This is a genomic window from Paenibacillus dauci (genome assembly GCF_000971985.1).
GTDB lineage: Bacteria > Bacillota > Bacilli > Paenibacillales > Paenibacillaceae > Saccharibacillus > Saccharibacillus dauci.
The window spans coordinates 789,875-811,796 of record NZ_LAQQ01000002.1 but is presented as its reverse complement, the minus strand read 5'-3'; the positions used below and the strand labels follow the sequence as shown (position 1 = coordinate 811,796).

Below are 21,922 nucleotides of genomic sequence, written 5' to 3'. Positions count from 1 at the left end.
CAAATTAGCGATAGACATACCAAAAAAGACGAGAGCCCTTATTACGGGGGCATCTCGTCTTTTTGATATGCAATTATTTGTAATACAAACGCTCTTGCTTAGAGGCTTGAGTGAGCATAAGACCTCTACATGACAAGGTCTCTACATATATCCTTGTAGATACTTTGGTACATGTATCGCTTGAGACTGCCCCATGCCTCCCAACCCCAGCTCAGATTCGGTTAGCTATTCCAGTTCCAGCAGCTGACGAAGTTGCTCTTCATCTTCGATGACTTCGATACCCAAATCGCGGGCTTTGGTCAGTTTGCTGCCGGCTTTTTCGCCAGCGATAACGATATCCGTTTTTTTGGATACACTGCCAGTTACTTTAGCTCCCAGTTCTTCCAGACGTGCGGCTGCATCATCACGGGTCATCGTATGCAGTGTACCTGTGAGTACTACTGTTTTATTGGTAAAGTAGGAGTCGGATACGACTACAACAGGTGCTTCCGGTACCTGAGGCTGTACGCCAAGTTCCAGCATTTTCTCAATACTTGCGCGCATAAATGGATCTGTGAAAAATTCTACGATACTCTCTGCGACAATCATGCCTACATCCGGAAGCTCCACCAGCTCTTCGGCTGTCGCATTCATGATCTTGTCCAGATCCCGATAATGCTCAGCCAGCATTCGTGTCGTCGTTTTACCTGTATTCGGTATACCGAGCGCATACAGGAAAGAAGCTAGATCACGCGTTTTGCTGTCTTCGATAGCCTGGAGCAGATTGCTCGCTTTGCGTTCGCCAAAACGCTCCAGACTGACCAGATCATCAAACTGCAGGGTATAGAGGTCAGCAGGCTCTCGAACCTGCAGCTCACTTTGCAGCTGCGTCGCCGTTTTGACGCTGAATGTCTCGATATCCATCGCATCCCGGGAAGCAAAATGAGTAATTCGCGCAACGATCTGTGGTTCACAGCCCAGCTTGTTGTTACAGAATAAATGCGCGCCACGCTGTTCCAGCGGGAATCCGCAGGCCGGGCAATTCTCCGGATATACAATCTCTTCGCCATCATTTTCCTCGGATACTTTGCCGAGGATCTCGGGGATAACATCATTGGAGCGGCGAATATAGACACGTGTACCCAGAGCATGCTTCAGGTTTTTGCGTTCAATATCGCCAATATTGTTCAGTGTACAGTTCTGTACGGTTACACCGCCGAGCTCTACCGCTTCCACACGCGCGAGCGGCGTGATTTTACCGGTGCGTCCTACATTCCAGGATACGGATTCCAGAATCGTACTGGTCTCTTCCGCTTCAAATTTGTAAGCAATCGCCCAGCGCGGGAATTTATCTGTATAACCGAGCACTTCACGGGTACGCATATCGGTGATTTTTACAACTGCTCCATCAATCAGATAATCCAGACCGCTGCGGCGTGTCTGAATCTCTTCCAGCTGGGCAATCACATCATCAAAATTCTCGAAATACGAAACATACGGATTGACCCGGAAATGATTATCTTTCAGGAACTGCATCATTTCCTGCTGTGTAGCGAACCGAATACCATCCATGTAACCAATATTATAGAAATAGGCACTCAAACGGCGCTTGGCGGTTACTTTGGGATCCAGGTTGCGCAAAGCACCTGCTGCTGCATTGCGGGCATTTTTGAGTTTGTCTTTGTCCGAAGCTGTCTCGTTATAGGCAGCCAGCACGGACAGGTTCATAATGCCTTCTCCCTGCACTTCAATCTTGCCATCCTTAAAAGGAATAGACAGCGGAATGGAACGGATCGTTTTGATCTGCTCCAGTATGCCTTCTCCGACAACGCCATTACCACGCGTAGCTGCTTGAACGAGGCGACCGTTCTCATAAGTCAGATTGAGTGTAAGACCATCAAACTTGAGTTCGACCGCATAGGTTGGTTCGGGAAGTGGTGTATCCGGGTTCTTGGTATTGTAATCATTGATCAGCTTGCGGGCACGGGTATGCCAGCTGGACAGCTTCTCCAGATTTTGCGCTTTGTCCAGACTCCAGAGCGGAGCCAGATGACGATGCGGCAGGAATCCTTTGAGCAGTTCGCCACCTACGCGCTGTGTTGGTGAGTCCGGCAGGACAACACCACTTTCCTGTTCCAGCTGCAGCAGACGATCATACAGGGCATCATACTCTTTGTCATCGACCAACGGCTCATCCAGTGTGTAATAGTGGTAACTGTAATTATTCAGCTCGGCGACGAGCTTTTCCATTTCGTTCATCGGGTCCATGAATAGCATCTCTCCCGTATCTAATATGTAAGTCCCTGATCAGCCAACGTAAAGGCGATCATGGACTCGGTTATTTCATTTTCGTCATGCACTGTATTCCCTTATTCGAAAAAATAGAACCGAATCCTAAAGTATCCGGTTCTATGAGGAGACATACGATACTGGCTGTCTTATCGTTGGTTAAACCCTATCGTGCTGTATCCGATTTTATTCCACTTTGGTAATAGGTGCGAAGCCTGCCAGCAGACGCTTCAGCCCGGTAGGTGCAGGGAAAGCAATCTGCAGTTCCATATCATTGCCTGTTCCTTTGACTGCAACAATCGTACCGATGCCCCATTTGCCATGAGACACTTTGTCCCCTGCCTGGAATCCATCGCCGCTGCCACTGGCTACCGGCTTCGGTGCCGATCCATTACCTGTAGTAACAGTTACACCGGAAGATGTTGGTGTCTGGCGAGGAACCGCACGTGCGGAAGATCCACTGCCAAAGGCGCTGGAGTTATCCCGTTTGCCGCCAAAGCTGCTGGTCGATCCGCCAAATCCACGGCTTCCGCCTCCATAGCTGCTAGTGCTGCCACGACGATAATTATTCGGTGCCACTTTGGTATCTTCCTTGTATTCTTCGGGAATCTCTTCCAAGAAACGGGATGGTGGATTCGCGGTTGTCCGTCCGAACAATGTACGCATCTGCGCGCAGGAGAGGAACAACTGCTTCTCTGCACGGGTGATACCTACATAAGCAAGGCGGCGTTCTTCTTCCAACTCATCATTATCCATAAAGGCACGGCTATGCGGGAAGACGCCCTCCTCCATACCGATAATAAAGACAGTCGGGAATTCCAGACCTTTGGCACTGTGCATGGTCATCAGTACAACCGCATCTTCTTGCTCCTCCGGCTTGTCCCCTACAGTATCAATATCCGCAATCAGAGCCAGATCGGTCAGGAACGAGATCAGTGATTTGTCTTCGTTGTTCTTCTCGAATTCCATCGTTACCGACAGGAACTCTTCAATATTCTCTACCCGTGCTTTGGATTCGAGTGTATTCTCGCGTTGCAGTTCGACCCGGTATTCCGACATTTCCAGAATCTTCTCGGTCAGTTCGGTTACGGATAGATACTCTACCATCTGATGCAGAGCTGCGATCATATCGTAAAATTCCACCAGTGCATTACGCGTACGACCGGCAAAGCCCAGGTCATCTACAATCTCCAGCACCCGGAAAATAGAAATTCCGCGCTCACCTGCAGCTGCAGCCAGCTTGGCTACACTCGTATCGCCGATACCACGCTTCGGTACATTAATGATCCGCGTTAAACTGATATCATCATCCGGATTAGACAATAGACGAAGATATCCGAGGATATCTTTAATCTCTTTGCGATCATAGAACTTGATGCCGCCGACGATCTGGTAAGGAATATCGGATTTGATCAGAATTTCCTCTATAACCCGGGACTGGGCATTGGTACGGTACAAAATAGCGTGATCCTGATAAGGTCGGCCTGTTTTTACACTTTTATGAATTTCCGAAGTGACGAAATATCCTTCATCATGCTCAGAGTCGGCACGATATACTTTGATCTTGGCGCCACCTTCTTTATCGGTCCACAATTTCTTGGGTTTGCGGCCGCTGTTGTTGCCAATAACTTCGTTGGCTGCACTCAGAATATTGGAAGTGGAACGATAGTTCTGTTCCAGCAGAATCGTCTTGGCTTCCGGGTAATCTTCTTCAAAATTCAGGATGTTGGTAATATCCGCTCCACGCCAGCGGTAGATCGATTGGTCACTGTCACCGACTACGCAGATATTATGGTGCGCATCCGCCAGCATTTTACAAAGCATGTATTGTGCACGGTTGGTATCCTGATACTCATCGACGTGGATGTAGCGGAATTTCTTCTGGTAAAATTCCAGCACTTCCGGCACTTCCTTGAACAGCTGGATCGTCGTCATGATCAAATCATCAAAATCGAGCGAGTTGTTGGCACGCAGCTTGCGCTGGTACATCGTATAGACTTTGGATGCCAGACCTTCAAAATAATCACCGATCTTCTGCTCGTACTGGGCAGGCGTTACCAATTCATTTTTGGCAGTGCTGATCATTGCCTGAACAGCCTTCGGCTCGAATTTCTTGGTATCCATATTCAGATCCTTCATGCAGGAACGGATAACAGACAGCTGATCACCAGAGTCCAGAATGGAGAAATTGGAAGTAAAACCAATCCGTTCGATATCTTTGCGCAGAATACGAACACACATGGAGTGAAACGTAGATACCCAGATCTCGCGGCCATCACGGCCTACCAACTGGGAGACACGATCCTGCATCTCACGTGCAGCTTTGTTGGTAAATGTAATCGCCAGAATTCCCCATGGAGCTGACTTGCGGGAATCAATAATATGGGCAATACGGTGGGTCAGTACCCGAGTTTTACCACTGCCTGCACCTGCCATAATGAGTAGCGGTCCATCTGTGACGAGCGCGGCTTCTTTTTGTCTGGGATTCAGGCGGTTGATTGCATCCTGTATATTTACAGTCGTCATGTAGAAGTCTTGCCCCTTTCAAAATGGGAATAGGATATAAAAATAAAGTGTCAGGCGATTGGCTTGCTTGATAAAAGCCTGTATATGTTGAACCATGTCATGTGGTGTGTACAAATCAAAGCGTGGATAGTGAGTCAAGTATGGTTAAACGTTAATGGGCTGCCTGCTGTAACAGGCACAGATTATTGAGGTACATTGCATTATTACATTAAACTGTTTAAGCAGTTCGTATTATCATTGTTAGGATCACATTGTATTTTGAATCATCCGTATAAATGATCCCTATAAAAGAAAGATTCAGCTTTTCACTGCAGTTACCGTCTCCAGTGCATGATCCAGATCGCTATAGAGGCTGTTGCCCACAATAATTGTATCACAGACCTGCCGGGCTATTCTGGCCGTTTCTGCATCATGAATACCTCCACCGTAAAACACACGGGCTTCACCGGCAGCACGACGGATATCCGCAGCAAGCTCCATGTCTCCAAAGCGGCCGCTGTATTCGATATAAATAATCGGTAGCTTCAGCAGACGGTCAGCTGCCTGCGCATATGCTGCAGCACGGTCGCCATCAATAGCAGTCAATGCATCAGTCAGACGGGCTACCGTCGAATCCGGATTCAGTACAATATACCCTTCCGGCAGCATCCGTTCCCAGGGAATCAAATGGCTGTACTGCTCAATCGCCTGTACATGCTGTCCAAGCAGCCATTTACTCTGGTCGGTGTTCAGCACCATTGGAATCATATACAGATCGAATCCCGGTACAACTGCTTGCAGATCCGATACTTCCAGTACACAGGAAAGCTCATACCTGCGCACACGGGACATCAGATCCACTGTATTGTCATAGGTTACACCGGACGAACCACCAATCATGATAGCATCGGTACCGGACATACAAATACGATCCAGATCTTCGTCCGAGATCAGACGGTCAGGGTCCAATTTGAATACGTGCTGCCACGTTTTAATTTCATCTCTCAACCTTCATTCCTCCGTCTTTCTGCAACCTTCAGAATAAGTCTATGACAGTGCTTGTACAGTGTCAATTTTTTGTTCGTATTTGATGGGAACAAAGTTATATTATACGATATTTCGCCGTGTGTTTGCACCTTAATTTGCAAATAAAAATACCCCGTCTGTAAGAACGAGGTATTGGGATGTAGATCTCTTCTCTAAGGTTGTTCACTTACATTGAATTTTGATGCGTAATTCGGATATTAAATCTTAATACGCATTCTTATTCATAAATCCATTACGGATCGTTTTGAAAATAATCTTGATATCGAATAACAGCGACCAATTTTCAATATAGAAAATATCGTGATTGATTCGTTCCTCGATCGATGTGTCTCCACGCAGTCCATTGCTCTGTGCCCAGCCGGTAATACCTGGGCGAACATGGTGCTTGACCATGTATTTGGGGATTTCCTCCCGGAACTGCTCCACGAAATAAGGACGCTCCGGCCGTGGGCCGACTACGCTCATATCTCCAATCAGTACATTAAAGAATTGCGGAAGTTCATCCAGACTCGTACGCCGGATAAATGAACCAAACTTGGTCTTGCGTGGATCATCCGCTGTTGTCCAGCCCGTATCAATCTGCCCTTCCGGAATGACACGCATAGAACGAAACTTGAACATCATAAATGTACGCCGATTGAGACCAACGCGTTCCTGCTTGAAAATAATCGGTCCGGATGAAGTCAATTTGACTCCAATTGCTACAAACAGCATAATCGGCGAAGTTACGATAATAGCCGCCAGTGAGAATATAATATCGAACAACCGTTTGAAAATTCGATTGGCTGCAATATCCAGCGGAATATCACGTACATTGATCATTGGCATTCCGGCAAAATTATCAAAGTAAGGACGTGCCGGCAGATAGTCAAAGAAGTCAGGAATAATCAGCGTTCGTACCCCTGCTTTTTCACATTCGGCGATAATAAGCGGATACTTGCTATGCGCATCCAGTGGCAATGCCAGAATGACCTCATCGATCATCATCTCCTGCAGCTTGCGCCCCAGATCATCGATTTTGCCGAGCACCGGTTTGTACTTTTTCAATTCAATTCCATCGAATGTACGATAATCGTCCAGGAATCCGACAATCTCGTAGCCCATCTCCGGGTACTGCATCAGATTGTCATAGAAACGCTTGCCGAGAGAACCGGCACCCAGGATAAGCACAAACTGCTTGTTAAAGCCCTTTTGACGAGCACGTTTGAGCCCAAGCTTGATCACATAGCGATATGCCATAATCAGCAGCAGATTCAGTAGGACATACAGCAGCAGGTAGTAACGCGAGATATTAATCTCTTTGAAGAAGAATAACGCGCCAAGCAGCATAAAAATGCTGACTGCGTGGGTCTGTACGATTTTGAGCAGCTCATCGGCAAAACGCTTTTTGCGCTTTGGAGAATACAGACTGCTTATCGTCCCGATCAGGATGGCAATCACCCCGTAGATCAGGCTCCATTTGCCATAGGTCTCGAACGGCAGTGCTCCATACCCTGCGGGAGGGCTGTCATAGGGAAGAATATCACTTTGGAATTTGATAAACCAGGCGATCAGAAAGGAAATTTGAATCACAGAGAAATCCGCCAGAATATACAGTCTGGTCAAAAAGCGCTGATTTTTGCGGATCACGTGTGGACTCTCCTTTCTGAATCGGATACCGGCGCCGGCGTGGCACGCAGCAGTTTATTTTTGAGCAGGGAAAGCATCAGTTTGACACCGATCCCTGTGTAGACAATACCATTGGTAATAAAAGAATACTTTTGCCGATAATGCTTGCGATGGAACAACCACATCGCCCGGTGAAATTCATAAATAATCTTGAATGGCTTGCGCCGGCTGCTGGCACCTTTGTGATGCACGATGAATGTGTCTGCCCGATAATGAATCTCCCAGCCTGCTTCCTTGATCCGGTAACACCAGTCGATATCTTCACCGTACATAAAGAATTCTTCATCCAGTCCGCCGATCTGCTCGATCACTTCACGGCGTACCAGCATAAAGGCACCTACGAGGGAGTCTACCTGGTAGGATTCATCCGGACTGAGATAACCCAGCTGGTAACCATTAAACTTCGGATTGTCCGGGAACAGCTTCGAGAAACCAAAAGCATAATAGAACGATGCCGATGGAGTCGGGAAGCCGCGCTTGCACGCTTTGTCCAGCGAACCGTCCGGTAGAATGATTTTGCAGCCCGATGCTCCTGCCGTGGGGTGTGCATCCATGAAAGACACCATCGTCTCCAGGGTATCCGGCTGAACGATGGTGTCAGAATTGAGCAGCAATGTATATCGTCCCCGGGCAATCTTCATCCCGATATTATTGCCTTTGGCAAAGCCACCATTATCCTGATTAGCGATGAAGACAATATTCGGGTAAGCTGCTGGAATACGCGTAGTGGAATCATCGCTCGAATGGTTATCGACAACGATGATTTCATAGGAATATTGAGTACTCGAACGGTAAACCGATTCGATACAATCCATTGTCAGCTGACAAGTATTGTAATTTAAGATTAAAACGCTAACGTCCATAATAACGCTCCTGCCTGAATTGAAAGCATTCTATAAATAAATGTAAAAATTATTTTTTGAATTGATGAACAGATTCCAATACACTTAATAATCTACTACATCGAAATTATATCATAGATATGAAGTAAAGAGTTAGTTTGAAGATTATTCCAGAAACTCTGTTCTTATTTTCGCTTCATATCATTATGCGAGATATAAATCATCTAAAATATACTCTTAAATATAACCGATTATAATCAGAAAACGAAAAAGCAAATTTTCTATAAAAGATTGTCTATATAATCTGCATTTTCGCAAAAACTTTAGTTTGGCTGCAAAATCAGTTCTTGGAGTAACAAATGCCTGAAGCTGTTCAATCATGCTCTGATTTGTCAGTTGAGCTCCATAGATTTTTTGGAATTCCTGTGCTTGTCTAACTAGTAGCTTCTGATCTCTATGCTTTTTGTAACTGCGCCATTTCTTTTTCACTTTTTGAAAAGCAGTTGCTTCACCGCCAACTGCATTGTTGCTATGCTGCCGGTAATAGATTGAAGGTTGCGGATCAAATTGTACCTTCCCCATACTGGAGATGACTAGGTACATCCACCAATCATGCATCTGAATATTGGATAAGTTAACATCGTCCTGAGTATTCATTAGAAGCCGAAGCGTCTGGTAATTAAATGAGACAGTAGCTCCAACTGCTATATTTTGAATAAGTGCATTATAAAAAGAGGGCTCTCGTGCAGGCTTTCCCGGCCAGATCACAGTGGGATTTAGCTGAGCATCTGTTAACTGAGTTGCAGTAAATATCATTGCCGGAATTGTGATTCCGTATGGTTGTTCTTGTTCCATTTTTTCTAACTGATGTACAGCACGTACAGTTTTATCAGACATCCATACATCGTCCTGATCACAAAAACAAAAATAGGCTGCTTTTTGATCAGCTTGCTGCATTAATGTCCAAAAGCTAGGGATCACACCGATATTTTTTCCCTTTAGCAACTGGATCCGTCCTCTATAGCGATTACAATAGTTTTCTATTATAGCAACTGTGTTATCACTGGAACCATCGTCCCGTATCAATACTTTGATATGTTCATATGGTTGCTGTAATATGCTATCCAGTTGATCACCTATGTATTTTTCTCCGTTATATGTTGATAAAAGCACCTGCATTGTGCGACCAGACATCGATTTTCCCACCTTTCATCCTTTGCTGGGCTTATAGTTTTAATTACATGTTATAAGTGAATAGATATAATTACAAAGGCATTCTTCGCATTATAACAACGAAGAATGCCTTTGTAATTATATCTCTAGATAGATTATAGATTCAACTCACTATTTAGCTTAAATTCTGCTTGTACTCCAATAAGAAAGCTGTTAATCCCTCTTGCCAGGAACGTATATCCTCAAATCCGTTGGTACGAATGGATAGATGTTCCATTGTAGAATTGATCGGGCGTGGAGCAGGTCTTGGGAAATCTGCTGTAGTACATGGTTCAAGCTTGGCAGTAATAGTGATTCCAAGAATATCCTTGGCTTGTTTAAAAATCTCACCAGTAAATTCATACCATGTGCATGCTTCGCTATTAGAAGCATGATAAATGCCGTATTTCTCTGTAAGCATTAACTCCGAAAGAAACTCTGCTAGATCCACGGTATAGGTTGGCGAACCTTTCTGATCATTCACTACTTTCAATTCCGGCTTTTCTTGTCCCAACTTCAGCATTGTTTTCACAAAATTACTACCATGCATTCCGTATACCCAGGATGTCCGCACAATAAAATAGCGACTGGATAACGTCTGCGTTAATACTTCGCCAGCACGTTTAGATTTGCCATAGATCCCTTGTGGATCTGTAGTATCATATTCGTGATACGACGCCGTACTTTTTCCGTCAAATACATAGTCTGTGCTAATATAGATTACTTTAGCCTGGATAGCTTCGGCAGCAACTGTAACATTCCGGCTACCGATAGCATTTACTTTATAAGCACTATCTATGTCTGATTCAGCGGCGTCTACAGCTGTATAAGCTGCGCAGTGAATAACTACCTCTGGATGAAATGAACTTATTACTTGCTGGCATTGCTGCTGATTGGTAATATCCAATTTCGTACGGTCACATGCCATGACCGTATGTCCTTTACGTTCCAATACAGCTACCGTATCTATACCAAGTTGCCCTGAGGCTCCGGTAACAAGAACTTTCATTATTGGTCACCCAGACGGCTGCCATATTGTTTTTGGTAGTATTCTTGATATTCACCTGAAGCGATACGACTCCACCATTCCTTATTATCCAAATACCATTGAATAGTAGCTTTAATGCCCGACTCGAAATTGTGCTTCGGTTTCCAGCCAAGCTCATTCATTGTTTTGGTAGGATCAATACCATAGCGACGATCATGTCCTGGGCGATCTTCTACATATTTAATAAGAGATTCAGGCTTGTCCAGTTGTTCCAAAATCGTTTTGACAATATGAATATTGGTACGTTCATTATTACCACCAATATTGTATACTTCGCCATTTTTCCCTTCATGGATAACGAGATCGATCGCACTGCAATGATCTTCTACATACAGCCAATCGCGAATATTCAGACCATCACCATATACAGGCAAAGACTCATCTGCCAGTGCACGGGAGATGATTAACGGGATCAGTTTTTCCGGGAACTGGAATGGACCATAGTTGTTGGAGCAGCGAGTAATATTCATTGGCAAACCAAATGTCTCATGATAAGCACGTACTAACAAATCACCGCCGGCTTTACTTGCCGAATAAGGGCTATTCGGTGTAAGTGGTGTTTCCTCGGTAAAGAGGCCTGTTTCGCCCAACGTACCGTACACTTCATCGGTAGATACTTGAACAAATTTGGTAATCTTGTGCTTCTTCGCTACATCAAGTAATACCTGCGTACCCAATACGTTTGTTTTTACAAACACGTCCGGTTCCAGAATACTGCGATCGACGTGAGATTCAGCCGCAAAGTTGACAATGATGTCTACTCCTTGCGATACCAATTCATCCATTTTGGAGGCATCACCAATATCAGCTTTGACAAAAGTATGATTCGCATTACCCTCAATAGCTTTCAAATTCTCCAGATTACCTGCATATGTCAATGCATCCACATTGATAATCTGGTATTCCGGATGCTCACGCAGCATATACAGCACAAAATTGCTGCCGATAAAACCAGCTCCGCCAGTAACAAGTAGTTTCATAATTATTCCTCCTATATCAATGAACAAGATTCAGCTTAAACGCTGAATCTTGTCTAATCGTTTGTCTGCAGAACCATATTGATCCTCAGAAATTCAATTCGGCATCTTTTAACAGTGGATGTTTTTTATCTTTCTCCGATAAAATAGGTTCTGAGACAGGCCAGTCAATTCCTATAGCAGGATCATTCCATAATATTCCCCGATCATGTTCAGGTGAATAATACTGATCTACTTTGTAGGATACTTGAGTATTAGCTACAAGAGTACAAAACCCATGTGCAAACCCTTGTGGAACAAGCAACTGGCGTTTATTATCCGTACTCAGAATAAATCCCATCCATTGACCAAATGTTTCTGATTCTTGCCGTATATCGACAATCACATCATAAATGGCCCCAGAAATCACATGGATAATTTTCGTTTGTGCTTTGGGATTTAATTGATAATGTAGTCCTCTCAAAACTCCCGCTTCTACAGAAAGAGATTGATTATCTTGAATAAAACGATGATGTATCCCTAGTTCATTCATTACACGTTCATTATAACTTTCCATAAAAAATCCCCGGTTATCTCCGTGAATAATCGGTTCGAGCAGTTTTGCACCTTCCAGTTTTAGAGCCGTCGACTTCATGGTGTTCCTCCTTACAGTTTGAGCTTACCGAATTCTTCACCAAATACGATATCCTGCGCCAGCTCATTGGCTCTTGCCAGAGAAGCATGAGTTCCTGCATCTGTCCACCAACCCTGCAAAATATCGAAAGATAGATCACCGCTAGCAATATAAGCATTGTTAACATCGGTAATCTCAAGCTCACCACGATCAGAGGGCTTCAATGTTTTAACAATATCAAATACTCGGCTATCAAACATATAAATACCGGTCACTGCAAAATCACTTTTCGGATTTTTAGGCTTCTCTTCGATCGATACAATACGATCTCCTTCCAGCTCAGCCACGCCAAAACGTTGAGGATCCTGCACTTGCTGCAGCAAAAGTTTTGCACCCTTTTTTTGTTCGCGGAAATTTTGTACAAATGGAGCAATATCATCCGCAAATACATTATCGCCAAGAATAACTACCATCTGATCACCGTTCACAAACTGTTCTGCCAGATCAAGGGCCTGAGCAATGCCGCCTGCTTCATCTTGAACTTTATATGTAAAGGTAACCCCCATTTCATGTCCACTTCCCAACAGATTAACAACGTCTCCCATATGCTCCTTACCTGTTACAATCAATATATCCTGAATACCGGATTGTTTAAGTTTTTGCACAGAATGAAAAATCATTGGATATTTGCCTACTGGCAGAAGATGCTTATTAGTCACTTTGGTTAATGGGAATAATCTTGTTCCTGTACCACCTGCCAAAATAATGCCTTTCATAATAAATATGCCTCCGTTCATTTTCCTTTGATAATAAATTTGGTTAGTAAAAAAGTTATAGGTATCGTAATTACAATCGTAATAATAGGTACGATTTTCGTAGACAAACCTGCATACTCAATAAGTATATTAAGCAACACTAAATTAATCAAATATTGTACTATATATACAACAGGATATTTGATGAATTTACGCAATGAGATTTTTTCCTGAAATACAAAGACCGAATTCAAATAATATGATAATAAAATTCCTGCTACATATGAAATGGAATAGGCCATATTATAATTCATAATATTAAGCAGCAACAAATACATGAGATAAGTAACCAATGTATTAAAGCCACCACTCAACAGATACTTGATAAATGGTTTATTCATATACTTCATCAACTATGAATGAAGGTCTGTTTCGACTTTCATCCAATATTCTCCACAAATACTCTCCGATGATACCAAGCATTACCATAATGATACCAAGCAAAAATGTGATTAATGCAATAATAGTCGTCCATCCCTGAATTGGTATTATACCTGATAATGCACCAGCCACTACATAGACACCATACAAAAAACTTAATAATGCCGTGATCACGCCCAACGCTGACATGAAACGAATAGGCATATATGAGAAACTAACAAATGAATCGATAAACAATTTTATTTTTTTGGACATTGTCCAGCGTGATTTGCCTAGCTTGCGTTCTTGGCGAACATATGGTAAATATTCGCGATCATGACCAAGCCAGTAGATCAGACTCATTACATTCGTATTTTTTTCTCCAATATCGATTACTTCGCGGGCAACCTGGCGATCTACCAACAGAAAGTCAAAGCCGCCCTTCGGATAATCTTTAAGAGCAAATTTTTCCAGTAAATAGTAATAGGAATTAGAAAACATTTTCTGCGAAAGTGATTCCTCACGATCAGAACGGGTAGCCAGTACAACCTTTTTACCATTGCGCCATTCCATAATCATATCAGCAAATAGTTCAGGTGGATCCTGTAAATCAGCTGCAATTACACCGATGCAGTCACCTGTGGCAAATTGTAAACCTGCCTGAATAGCCGACATGGACCCAAAATTACGGCTTAGTTTGATTACTTTAATACGATCATCCTGTTTTTTGGCTTCCAATAGTAATTGAAATGAATCATCCTTAGATCCATCATCGACAAATACAAATTCCAATTCACAATCCGGCAATATCTGCTTCAGTTTTTGTAACCTTGGTACCGTATGTGGAATGTTTAAGGCATTAAAGTATATCGGCACCACAATTGAAAATTTAATTTTGTCCGTATTCATTAATGACTTCCACCACTTTCATAACTTCTTCCATAGGCATTACCGGACTGATCGGGATGCTAACTATATGCTTATGAATCTCTTCGGAGATCGGGTATACATGATCATTCCATTCTGCATATGCTTGCTGCTTATGAGGCGGGATCGGATAATGAATGATTGTTTGAATACCATTGTCAGTCATATACTGCATAAAATCCGCACGATCTGCTACTTGAACAACAAATACATGCCACACATGGGATTCTGGATTATGCTTTACAATAGGAAGTGTAATTAACGTATTATGAATATGCTCTATATAATAATTAGCAATATCTCGACGATAGGCATTATCCGCATCCAAATGCTTGAGTTTCTCCTTAAGAATCGGTGCTTGGAATTCATCTAATCGACTATTATATCCTTTGTAAAGATTCTCATATTTTTTATGAGAGCCATAATTTCGTAATGCATACAGCTTAGTATACAATTCTTCATCATTTGTTGTGATTGCACCTGCATCACCAAGCGCCCCAAGATTTTTGCCAGGGTAAAAGCTGAACGCTGCTGCATCGCCCAGATTCCCAGCACGTTGGTCTGCGTATAAAGCTCCATGAGACTGTGCACAATCTTCAATAATTTTCAAATCAAACCTTTGTGCGAGTTCACGAATAGGTTGCATATCACAAGTTTGACCATAGAGATGAACTACCATAATAGCTTTCGTCTTTTCAGTAATTTTCTCTTCAATTTTGGCAGGATCAATATTATAAGTTTGCGGATCCGGTTCGACCAGAATCGGGGTTGCTCCGTTCGCAGAAATTGAGAGAATCGAAGCAATATACGTATTGGATGGAACGATAACTTCATCTCCTGCACTAATGCCGTATGCATGAATAATCAGCTCAAGTGCATCCAAACCATTAGCCACTCCTAGACAGTAACGAGTTCCGCAATAGGAAGCAAATTCGGCTTCAAAGCTTTTCACTTGTTCTCCTAGTATGTACCAGCCAGAATGAAGTACCTGGGCTACGCTCTCTTGAATCGCCTGTTCATGACGCAAATTAATTTTTTTCAAATCCAAAAATTGAATCATGTATGCACCTTGTTCCCTTATAGATTATTATCTTCCTCAATCAAACCATTCACCAAATGATATGATTTTCCACATTTGGAGCAATGCAGTTGCTTATCAAGCTGTTCTCCGCAATTACAAATATATGCGCGAAACTTAGCAGGATTACCAAACCATAACGTATTATTAGGAACATCCTTTGTAACTACTGAACCTGCACCAATCATAGCATATCTCCCAATTGTGTGACCGGCTACAATAGTGGCATTGGCTCCGATAGAAGCCCACTGCTCTAGTCGAGTCTTCAAAAAAGCATCGGGATACTGCTTAGAACGTGGTTTTAAATCATTAGTGAAAGTAGCATTAGGACCAATAAATACATTATCTTCAACTGTAATACCATCCCAAATATAAACGCCTGATTTAACAGTAACATTATTACCAAGTACTACATCATTTTCGATAAAAGTATGATCATTAATATTACAGTTTTCACCAATGATCGCACCTGGTAGAACATGAGAAAAGGCCCATATCCTTGTATCTTTGCCAATATTATTGCTTTCCACAATCGCGTGCGAGTGAATAAAATAATTACTCATAGGCCATATACCTCGATAAATTGATCATAGTCTCGAATATAGTCTTCTGCCTGATACAGCTCAGAAGCCATAACCAGAAGTACACAATCCGGTGAAAAGTCATACATTTCATGCCAATCATTTGGTTCCAATAGAAGTCCTACCGATGGTGAATCAAGCAAAACCTCTTTTTTTCTTTTCGTATTGTCTAAATGAACTTTGCAGCTTCCACATACGCTAATCAAAACTTGTCTGGTTTTATGATGTGCATGAAATCCTCTTCGTATACCTTTTGCTGTACCATAAATATAAAAAACACGCTTGATGTCAAAAGGGATGTTCTTCATTGATTCTACTACTGCCAACGCCCCTCGATTATCACCAAGTTCCTGAATGTCAAAAAGGTGACTCTCATTCACAGAAAAAGCATTATTATTCATTTTTCCCCCATAAGTAGTAAATTATTCAAGTATAAGTCGAACGTCCAAATTAATATAAATAGATTACTACACGAGCTGCAAATTTGATACCATTGATATAAAATTGTTATTTTCAAAAATCGACCCATCTATCAATTGAGTTTGATAATAAAGATGCCATTTTCACTTTGAACTGATGTTATGTCCGGCCATGGTTTCATTTTTTGCAATTTTTTATTTGCTACCTCTATATCCTTCTCTGAAGGTTGTTCAAAGCTATATCCCGTTACTTCATTGAATAGAAACACTTTGGAAAATTGCTGCGATGCAGGTACATTATAATCCCCAAAAGTAGTATATGAAATAGATTTCAAATTTGGGACTCCTGAAATAACCAATTTCGCATTAGGATTGAATGCTTGATCTGCTTCCATACGCTCTACTATTCTGGTTACCATACTGTTTTCCATACTGTTAAGCCTATGTTGATCCAGAGCACTTCTACCGATCCGTCCTATATTTCCTACAATAATAATAATAATAAGCCCTGAGATTAGAACATTTCGATAAGAAGGTTTTAGCTTTAAGAGCATAGTGATTCCATATACAATAATTAATAATAGTGCTTGATACAATCCAAACGCTGTAAATGATCGGGATGAGATCTCTTCAGGACGAAGCAATGAAAATCCAAGACAAGTAACCAAACCCAAGAAAGACAAAATAAATACGCGAATAGATACGCTTGCAAGTCTCGTGATAGAAGTTTTGGCGAACATTCCATTAAAAGTAACGTAAGCAGCCAGAGCAGTAAAAAGGATTCCCCATACAAAAAAGTTAATCAACTGAGAATTAAATGGATTGTTCTCCAGTATAAATCGATCAATATTGTTGAAAACACTTATCCAGTATGGTTTGTGTGTAAAATTATACCACAATTGTCCGATATCATTGCCAGAGTAAGCAAGCTGTGGTGGCCAAATAAGAAATACAATTTTTAATAAGATTGAATATACTAAAAAAGCGACAACATATATTACTAGCGGGATAAACTTTGCCAAAAATGATTGTTGTTCTCTACCTGTATCTTCTTGCTCGAAAATTCGCAGCTCTGCAGGAATAATAAGATTATAAAGAAAGACAAGAAAAACAATGGGATAAAATATTTGATAGGTTGTAAGTGAGATGATATAAAAACCAATTGATAAAAATCCAAAAATAAACCTTCTATTTGTACTATATTTGTGGCCAAATATTAAGCCACCTGCCAAAGCTATAACAGCAAACGCACTGTAAGCTGGCACGATGCTATAATGGAAAATTTCTCCGAAGAACGGATTGCTCACCAGCAAAAGAATTATGCTTAACGACAAGATAAAAGAATTTATTTTTAGCAATCTAGTAATGCAAATACCCAGAAGTGAAAGTGAAGCAATAAATAACAATGGCCCCAAAGGTTTGGTAAGGGGTTGAATATTCATGTAATAAAATAACTGTGATAATATGGCCTGTGTATATCTACCTGTTGAATGGAAATTATATCCTAAAGTTTCCATATTTATATTGTATAATTGATCTAAATAATAATCGTCTATAGAATATAATGTATTAGTTATATACGGTAGGTAATAAAGCACGCCAATACCAAAACTCCACATAAACAATTTATATTCACGGCTATAATTCGAGAACGAAAATGGAGACAATGGTTCAGCCGAATGACGGTTAGTAGAGCTTAAGCGAATAATCAGATATATAACTCCTAAGTAAACTACAAACATTGCAAGGAAAAACAACCAAAACAGCGATACTTTGGAATCAAGCATTAGATTAGCGGATACGACCTGCAAAGAAACTCCTTTTTGATCCGTTAAATCCATCCGGATGCTTTGAACAGAAGTGTTATGGGGAAATGAAATTTCATTCAATCCATTTTTTAGACTATAGTCTACATATCTGCCTTCAGAAAAATCATTTTCTTTATCTGAATAATAAATTTGTGCATAAGAACTATCAATACTTAAATCAGATATATTAAGCTTCAACTTTTGGGGAGTCAATGTCTTTCCAAAATTCACTTCAAGCCACGGATCGTTTGATGTAGCTTTTAATACATTGTTTTCATTCTTAAAATCTTTAATATTAGCCTGTAAATCGCTTTGAGATACAGTCCATGTATTAGAAAAACGCGGAAGTTCAGTTACAATTTTCCCACATAACATTAATGATAAAAAAACGTATAATAGCAATGTACCAATAATACCGAAAGCAATCGATCGGATAACGTTTGTTTTATTTGTCATTCTTTTTTTGCAATCCTCCCAACTAGGATTCCGGATCAATATTCCTTTCCGGCACCCCTTATCGAATTGATAGCCCTTTATTTCAATAACTTGGCCTGCACACGATTAATCGTACCATGTACCTGTCTTCGACATTGAATAATAAAGGGCTGCATATACTAAAATATTTTACTTTACATTACTTTTTCACTTTTATTCGTTAATGTATTTAAAGAGAGATTCGCGCAACTCCTGATTGTCCAAAAACTGCAATTCCGGCTCCAATTCACCTTTTTTTCTGGCTCCATTCAAATAAGAGCGCAAAAGCCAAAGTAACTTGTCATTATTTTGCAGATTAATAGATTCAGCCATCTCTTGTAAATCTTCAATCGCATTACCGCTAAAAATATTTTCACCTTCAAAACGATCCAAATGTGCAGCATAAATCCAACAAATTTCAAATAGCATATGTTTTCTATTGGTACTAATTGTATTAGTACCATGAATCCGGTAACCCATAAGTGCTTCTTCAATTATTGCACACTTTCCGTATTCTGCTGCCCGCAATGCAAAATCCCAATCATGGGCAAAGCGTAAATTACGCATTCCCCCAATAGATTCATATAACTTTTTGGTGAAAACCATATTACTGGTTGTAGAAATGAAATTGGACATCAGCAAATTTTTGAGAAAATCATTGGTAGCAGCAAAAGACAGATTTCGATTTGGAACCGCCCAAGGTTCCATGTTTTTCCAACCTTGTTTAATGCCTAATTTTTTGCTTTTCTCATCAATAACTTTGATATAGGAACACACCAAATGAACATCCTGATTAGTTCTGAGAAATTGAATACATTTCTCCAACCGTTCTTTTTCATAGCAATCATCCGAATTAAGAACAGTCAAATATTGACCAGAAGCCATATCCAATCCACGATTAATTGTATTGTGGGCTCCTCTATTTTCCTGAGTGATAATAGTTATTCTCGGATCATTGAATTTACGTGCAACCTGTACTGAGTTATCTTTGGAGCCATCATCAATGATAATTAGTTCCAGATTGGCATAAGTTTGCTTTAATACACTCTCAATAGCTTCTTCGATATACTTTTCATGATTGTATAGTGGAATAACGACCGAGATTTTCTCATGCTGTTCAATAGCAGTTTTTTTTTTGAAAAACATAGTATTTTAAACTCCTTTTATTGAATTGAACTAAATTTTATGTCCTTGGGAACTATATATCCACGGCCTTCCTGATATGGCTTTGGATCCTTTACAACAATAACTAATGCATCATTAATCCATTGTATCTGCTCATGCGCCTGGTATGTACCGGTAGCCAAAGCAATATCCAATGAATACTTTCCACTTCTCAAGTCAGGAAAAGTCATCTGAAACTGATAATGGTAAGTTTTGCCCTCTAATAAAGGTGTAAGTTCAATTTTTTCAAAATGAGTGTTAGATACTATAACTGCATTTCCCAATGCATCTTTGAGTGTAAAACCGAAAATGGGCATCTCGACCGTTTTATTAATTCTAATTTTAAAATCGATAGATATGGCATCTCCACCTGCTACTACAGTAGATTCTTTACCGGTATCCGAATGTATCAATCTTACCATCTCAAAACTGCCATCTCCATTACCGAATGCTTTGGCTCTAGTAAGACCCGATAAAACATCATGCGTTTCCTCTTCTTGCCCTTCAGCTGCATTACTATAAGTTGTGACCGATTGCATCTCCTTGATATCATAGCTCATGAATGCTTGATATTCATCGAGAATTTTATCAGGACGTCCTTCTTTAAAAATTTTACCTTCGTCCATCCAGATAATCCGATCACAAAAGCTTGCAAGTGCGCCAGTATCATGACTGACAAACAAAACAGTACCTGTCTTTTTTACTTCTCTGATTTTCCGATAGCATTTCTGTTGAAAACGCATATCTCCCACACTCAATGCTTCATCAACAATTAAGATTTCCGGATTAATATTGATAGCTATAGCAAAAGCAAGTCTTACAAACATACCACTGGAATATGTTTTAACAGGCTGATAAATAAAATCTCCGATATCTGCAAATTCAAGAATTGCTTTGATACTCTTGTCTACATACTCTTTACTATATCCCAGAAGAGTACCATTAAGATAAATGTTCTCGAGACCAGAAAGATCACCATTAAATCCAGCACCCAACTCAAGTAAAGCAGAAACATTTCCTTTCACTTCAACTTTGCCTACGGAAGGTGACAATACACCAGCAATCATTTTGAGCAAAGTTGATTTGCCAGAACCATTTTTTCCAATAATCCCTACAGTTTCTCCTCTTTTTACACTAAGAGAAACGTTATCAACTGCATAGAAATTTTTGTGATATTTTTTTTGAGTTACACTTAAAACTTCTTTAACACGATCCATGGGTTGTTTATATAATTTATATATTTTAGTAACATCCTGGATATCAATAAGACATTCTTCCAAGATCAAAACCTCCTGCTCCATATACTACGCTTAATGGATTCACTTATAAAACATCTGCGAAATGGGACTTCATTCTTTTGTAAAATAAAAAGGATATGATACCTATAACTACCGTTACACCCCAAAAGTAGAGCGTCTGCAGTGGATGTTCAAAAAACCATACCCGATTAATTAAAGCATCCCGATAACCATTAATAATGTAATAAATAGGATTCAATTTTACAATCCAACGGAAGCTTTCAGGAATAACAGACTCTTGCCACATAATTGGTGTCAACCATATTCCAAATTGCAGGAAAATACCTACAATCTGAGTAGTATCTCTGAAAAAAACATTCAATGTAGATAAAAAGTAAGATAGCGCCGTGATCAGAGCTGCGAGACAAATATTAAAGTATAAAATACTAAGCAGATGAATGCCCGGGAAATCCCCATACATACTGTAGATTAAAATCAGCAGTACATTAAAAGCAATATTCAAAAAGAATGAAGCCATAACTTTAACCAGAGGGAGTAAAGCTATTTTAAAAACAAGTTTTTTAACAACGAAGGAATAATTGGTAAACGCTCCTGTTGCATTGATAATCGCATCGGTGAAAAAGTTCCAAGGTATAATTGCTGCACATAACCACAAAATGAAAGGAACATCGGAAACAGGCTTTGCTCGAAATCCAATCTGAAAAACAAACCAGAAAATCAAGATAGTCATCAATGGCTGTATAATTGCCCAAACAACACCAAAATAGGAACCTGAGTATCTGCTTTTGAAGTCACTTTTAGACATATTCATTAAAAGATGTCTAGAGCCCCAAATATCACGAATCATATTCAATACA

Annotated in this window: 19 protein-coding genes; all 19 read right to left on the bottom strand. The window is 40.8% G+C overall.

Annotated features, from left to right (window positions below; genetic code table 11):
* Positions 1 to 225: 225 nt before the first annotated feature.
* The gene (gene ligA, locus WH46_RS17845; protein ID WP_046227722.1) at positions 226 to 2,247 is read right to left on the bottom strand and encodes an NAD-dependent DNA ligase LigA; all 2,022 of its coding nucleotides are present in this window, start codon (positions 2,245 to 2,247) and stop codon (positions 226 to 228) included.
* A gap of 207 nt (positions 2,248 to 2,454) precedes the next feature.
* Entirely contained in the window at positions 2,455 to 4,794 is a 2,340-nt protein-coding gene (gene pcrA, locus WH46_RS17840; protein ID WP_046227721.1) for a DNA helicase PcrA, read from the bottom strand.
* A 297-nt stretch (positions 4,795 to 5,091) separates the two neighbouring features.
* Positions 5,092 to 5,781 carry a heptaprenylglyceryl phosphate synthase gene (gene pcrB / locus WH46_RS17835; RefSeq protein ID WP_046227720.1) on the bottom strand — a complete coding sequence of 230 codons (690 nt, stop codon included), beginning with the start codon at positions 5,779 to 5,781 and terminating at the stop codon, positions 5,092 to 5,094.
* A 243-nt stretch (positions 5,782 to 6,024) separates the two neighbouring features.
* Positions 6,025 to 7,449, bottom strand: a complete 1,425-nt coding sequence (locus WH46_RS17830; RefSeq protein ID WP_046227719.1) for an undecaprenyl-phosphate glucose phosphotransferase — start codon at positions 7,447 to 7,449, stop codon at positions 6,025 to 6,027.
* Positions 7,446 to 8,351: a glycosyltransferase family 2 protein gene (locus tag WH46_RS17825; RefSeq protein WP_046227718.1), complete on the bottom strand. Its 906-nt coding sequence runs from the start codon at positions 8,349 to 8,351 to the stop codon at positions 7,446 to 7,448. The genes WH46_RS17830 and WH46_RS17825 overlap by 4 nt, the downstream gene beginning before the upstream one ends.
* 216 nt (positions 8,352 to 8,567) lie before the next feature.
* Complete coding sequence (locus WH46_RS17820) at positions 8,568 to 9,524, bottom strand: glycosyltransferase family 2 protein (protein WP_046227717.1); 957 nt, start codon at positions 9,522 to 9,524, stop codon at positions 8,568 to 8,570.
* Between the two features lie 154 nt (positions 9,525 to 9,678).
* Positions 9,679 to 10,551 (bottom strand): dTDP-4-dehydrorhamnose reductase, encoded by an 873-nt coding sequence (gene rfbD / locus WH46_RS17815; protein ID WP_017815625.1) that lies wholly within the window; start codon positions 10,549 to 10,551, stop codon positions 9,679 to 9,681.
* Positions 10,551 to 11,570 (bottom strand): dTDP-glucose 4,6-dehydratase, encoded by a 1,020-nt coding sequence (gene rfbB, locus WH46_RS17810; RefSeq protein WP_017815624.1) that lies wholly within the window; start codon positions 11,568 to 11,570, stop codon positions 10,551 to 10,553. Before rfbB ends, rfbD begins: the two co-directional genes overlap by 1 nt.
* An 85-nt stretch (positions 11,571 to 11,655) precedes the next feature.
* Positions 11,656 to 12,201, bottom strand: a complete 546-nt coding sequence (gene rfbC, locus WH46_RS17805; RefSeq protein ID WP_046227716.1) for a dTDP-4-dehydrorhamnose 3,5-epimerase — start codon at positions 12,199 to 12,201, stop codon at positions 11,656 to 11,658.
* A gap of 11 nt (positions 12,202 to 12,212) precedes the next feature.
* On the bottom strand, positions 12,213 to 12,956 hold the full coding sequence (locus WH46_RS17800; RefSeq protein WP_017815622.1) for a sugar phosphate nucleotidyltransferase: 744 nt from the start codon (positions 12,954 to 12,956) through the stop codon (positions 12,213 to 12,215).
* A 17-nt stretch (positions 12,957 to 12,973) separates the two neighbouring features.
* On the bottom strand, positions 12,974 to 13,336 hold the full coding sequence (locus WH46_RS17795) for a GtrA family protein (RefSeq protein WP_269430635.1): 363 nt from the start codon (positions 13,334 to 13,336) through the stop codon (positions 12,974 to 12,976).
* Complete coding sequence (locus tag WH46_RS17790) at positions 13,329 to 14,264, bottom strand: glycosyltransferase family 2 protein (RefSeq protein ID WP_017815620.1); 936 nt, start codon at positions 14,262 to 14,264, stop codon at positions 13,329 to 13,331. The genes WH46_RS17795 and WH46_RS17790 overlap by 8 nt, the downstream gene beginning before the upstream one ends.
* Complete coding sequence (locus WH46_RS17785; RefSeq protein ID WP_046227715.1) at positions 14,245 to 15,342, bottom strand: DegT/DnrJ/EryC1/StrS family aminotransferase; 1,098 nt, start codon at positions 15,340 to 15,342, stop codon at positions 14,245 to 14,247. The genes WH46_RS17790 and WH46_RS17785 overlap by 20 nt, the downstream gene beginning before the upstream one ends.
* Before the next feature lie 17 nt (positions 15,343 to 15,359).
* The gene (locus tag WH46_RS17780) at positions 15,360 to 15,923 is read right to left on the bottom strand and encodes an acyltransferase (protein WP_046227714.1); all 564 of its coding nucleotides are present in this window, start codon (positions 15,921 to 15,923) and stop codon (positions 15,360 to 15,362) included.
* Positions 15,920 to 16,342, bottom strand: a complete 423-nt coding sequence (locus WH46_RS17775; RefSeq protein ID WP_017815617.1) for a sugar 3,4-ketoisomerase — start codon at positions 16,340 to 16,342, stop codon at positions 15,920 to 15,922. The genes WH46_RS17780 and WH46_RS17775 overlap by 4 nt, the downstream gene beginning before the upstream one ends.
* 131 nt (positions 16,343 to 16,473) lie before the next feature.
* Positions 16,474 to 18,624, bottom strand: a complete 2,151-nt coding sequence (locus WH46_RS17770; protein ID WP_046227713.1) for a glucosyltransferase domain-containing protein — start codon at positions 18,622 to 18,624, stop codon at positions 16,474 to 16,476.
* A gap of 192 nt (positions 18,625 to 18,816) precedes the next feature.
* A complete protein-coding gene (locus WH46_RS17765) occupies positions 18,817 to 19,788 on the bottom strand; it encodes a glycosyltransferase (RefSeq protein WP_046227712.1) in 972 nt (323 codons plus the stop codon).
* Positions 19,789 to 19,805: 17 nt separating this feature from the next.
* Positions 19,806 to 21,086 (bottom strand): ABC transporter ATP-binding protein, encoded by a 1,281-nt coding sequence (locus tag WH46_RS17760; protein ID WP_017815614.1) that lies wholly within the window; start codon positions 21,084 to 21,086, stop codon positions 19,806 to 19,808.
* A gap of 43 nt (positions 21,087 to 21,129) precedes the next feature.
* The gene (locus tag WH46_RS17755; protein WP_036630733.1) at positions 21,130 to 21,912 is read right to left on the bottom strand and encodes an ABC transporter permease; all 783 of its coding nucleotides are present in this window, start codon (positions 21,910 to 21,912) and stop codon (positions 21,130 to 21,132) included.
* Between the last annotated feature and the right edge of the window lie 10 nt (positions 21,913 to 21,922).

Coding starts and splice junctions, on each gene's coding strand:
- ligA (WP_046227722.1), bottom strand. CDS start 2,247: ATGGACCCGATGAACGAAATGGAAAAGCTCGTCGCCGAGCTGAATAAT.
- pcrA (WP_046227721.1), bottom strand. CDS start 4,794: ATGACGACTGTAAATATACAGGATGCAATCAACCGCCTGAATCCCAGA.
- WH46_RS17825 (WP_046227718.1), bottom strand. CDS start 8,351: ATGGACGTTAGCGTTTTAATCTTAAATTACAATACTTGTCAGCTGACA.
- WH46_RS17820 (WP_046227717.1), bottom strand. CDS start 9,524: ATGTCTGGTCGCACAATGCAGGTGCTTTTATCAACATATAACGGAGAA.
- rfbD (WP_017815625.1), bottom strand. CDS start 10,551: ATGAAAGTTCTTGTTACCGGAGCCTCAGGGCAACTTGGTATAGATACG.
- rfbB (WP_017815624.1), bottom strand. CDS start 11,570: ATGAAACTACTTGTTACTGGCGGAGCTGGTTTTATCGGCAGCAATTTT.
- rfbC (WP_046227716.1), bottom strand. CDS start 12,201: ATGAAGTCGACGGCTCTAAAACTGGAAGGTGCAAAACTGCTCGAACCG.
- WH46_RS17800 (WP_017815622.1), bottom strand. CDS start 12,956: ATGAAAGGCATTATTTTGGCAGGTGGTACAGGAACAAGATTATTCCCA.
- WH46_RS17795 (WP_269430635.1), bottom strand. CDS start 13,336: ATGAATAAACCATTTATCAAGTATCTGTTGAGTGGTGGCTTTAATACA.
- WH46_RS17790 (WP_017815620.1), bottom strand. CDS start 14,264: ATGAATACGGACAAAATTAAATTTTCAATTGTGGTGCCGATATACTTT.
- WH46_RS17785 (WP_046227715.1), bottom strand. CDS start 15,342: ATGATTCAATTTTTGGATTTGAAAAAAATTAATTTGCGTCATGAACAG.
- WH46_RS17780 (WP_046227714.1), bottom strand. CDS start 15,923: ATGAGTAATTATTTTATTCACTCGCACGCGATTGTGGAAAGCAATAAT.
- WH46_RS17775 (WP_017815617.1), bottom strand. CDS start 16,342: ATGAATAATAATGCTTTTTCTGTGAATGAGAGTCACCTTTTTGACATT.
- WH46_RS17770 (WP_046227713.1), bottom strand. CDS start 18,624: ATGACAAATAAAACAAACGTTATCCGATCGATTGCTTTCGGTATTATT.
- WH46_RS17765 (WP_046227712.1), bottom strand. CDS start 19,788: ATGTTTTTCAAAAAAAAAACTGCTATTGAACAGCATGAGAAAATCTCG.
- WH46_RS17755 (WP_036630733.1), bottom strand. CDS start 21,912: ATGATTCGTGATATTTGGGGCTCTAGACATCTTTTAATGAATATGTCT.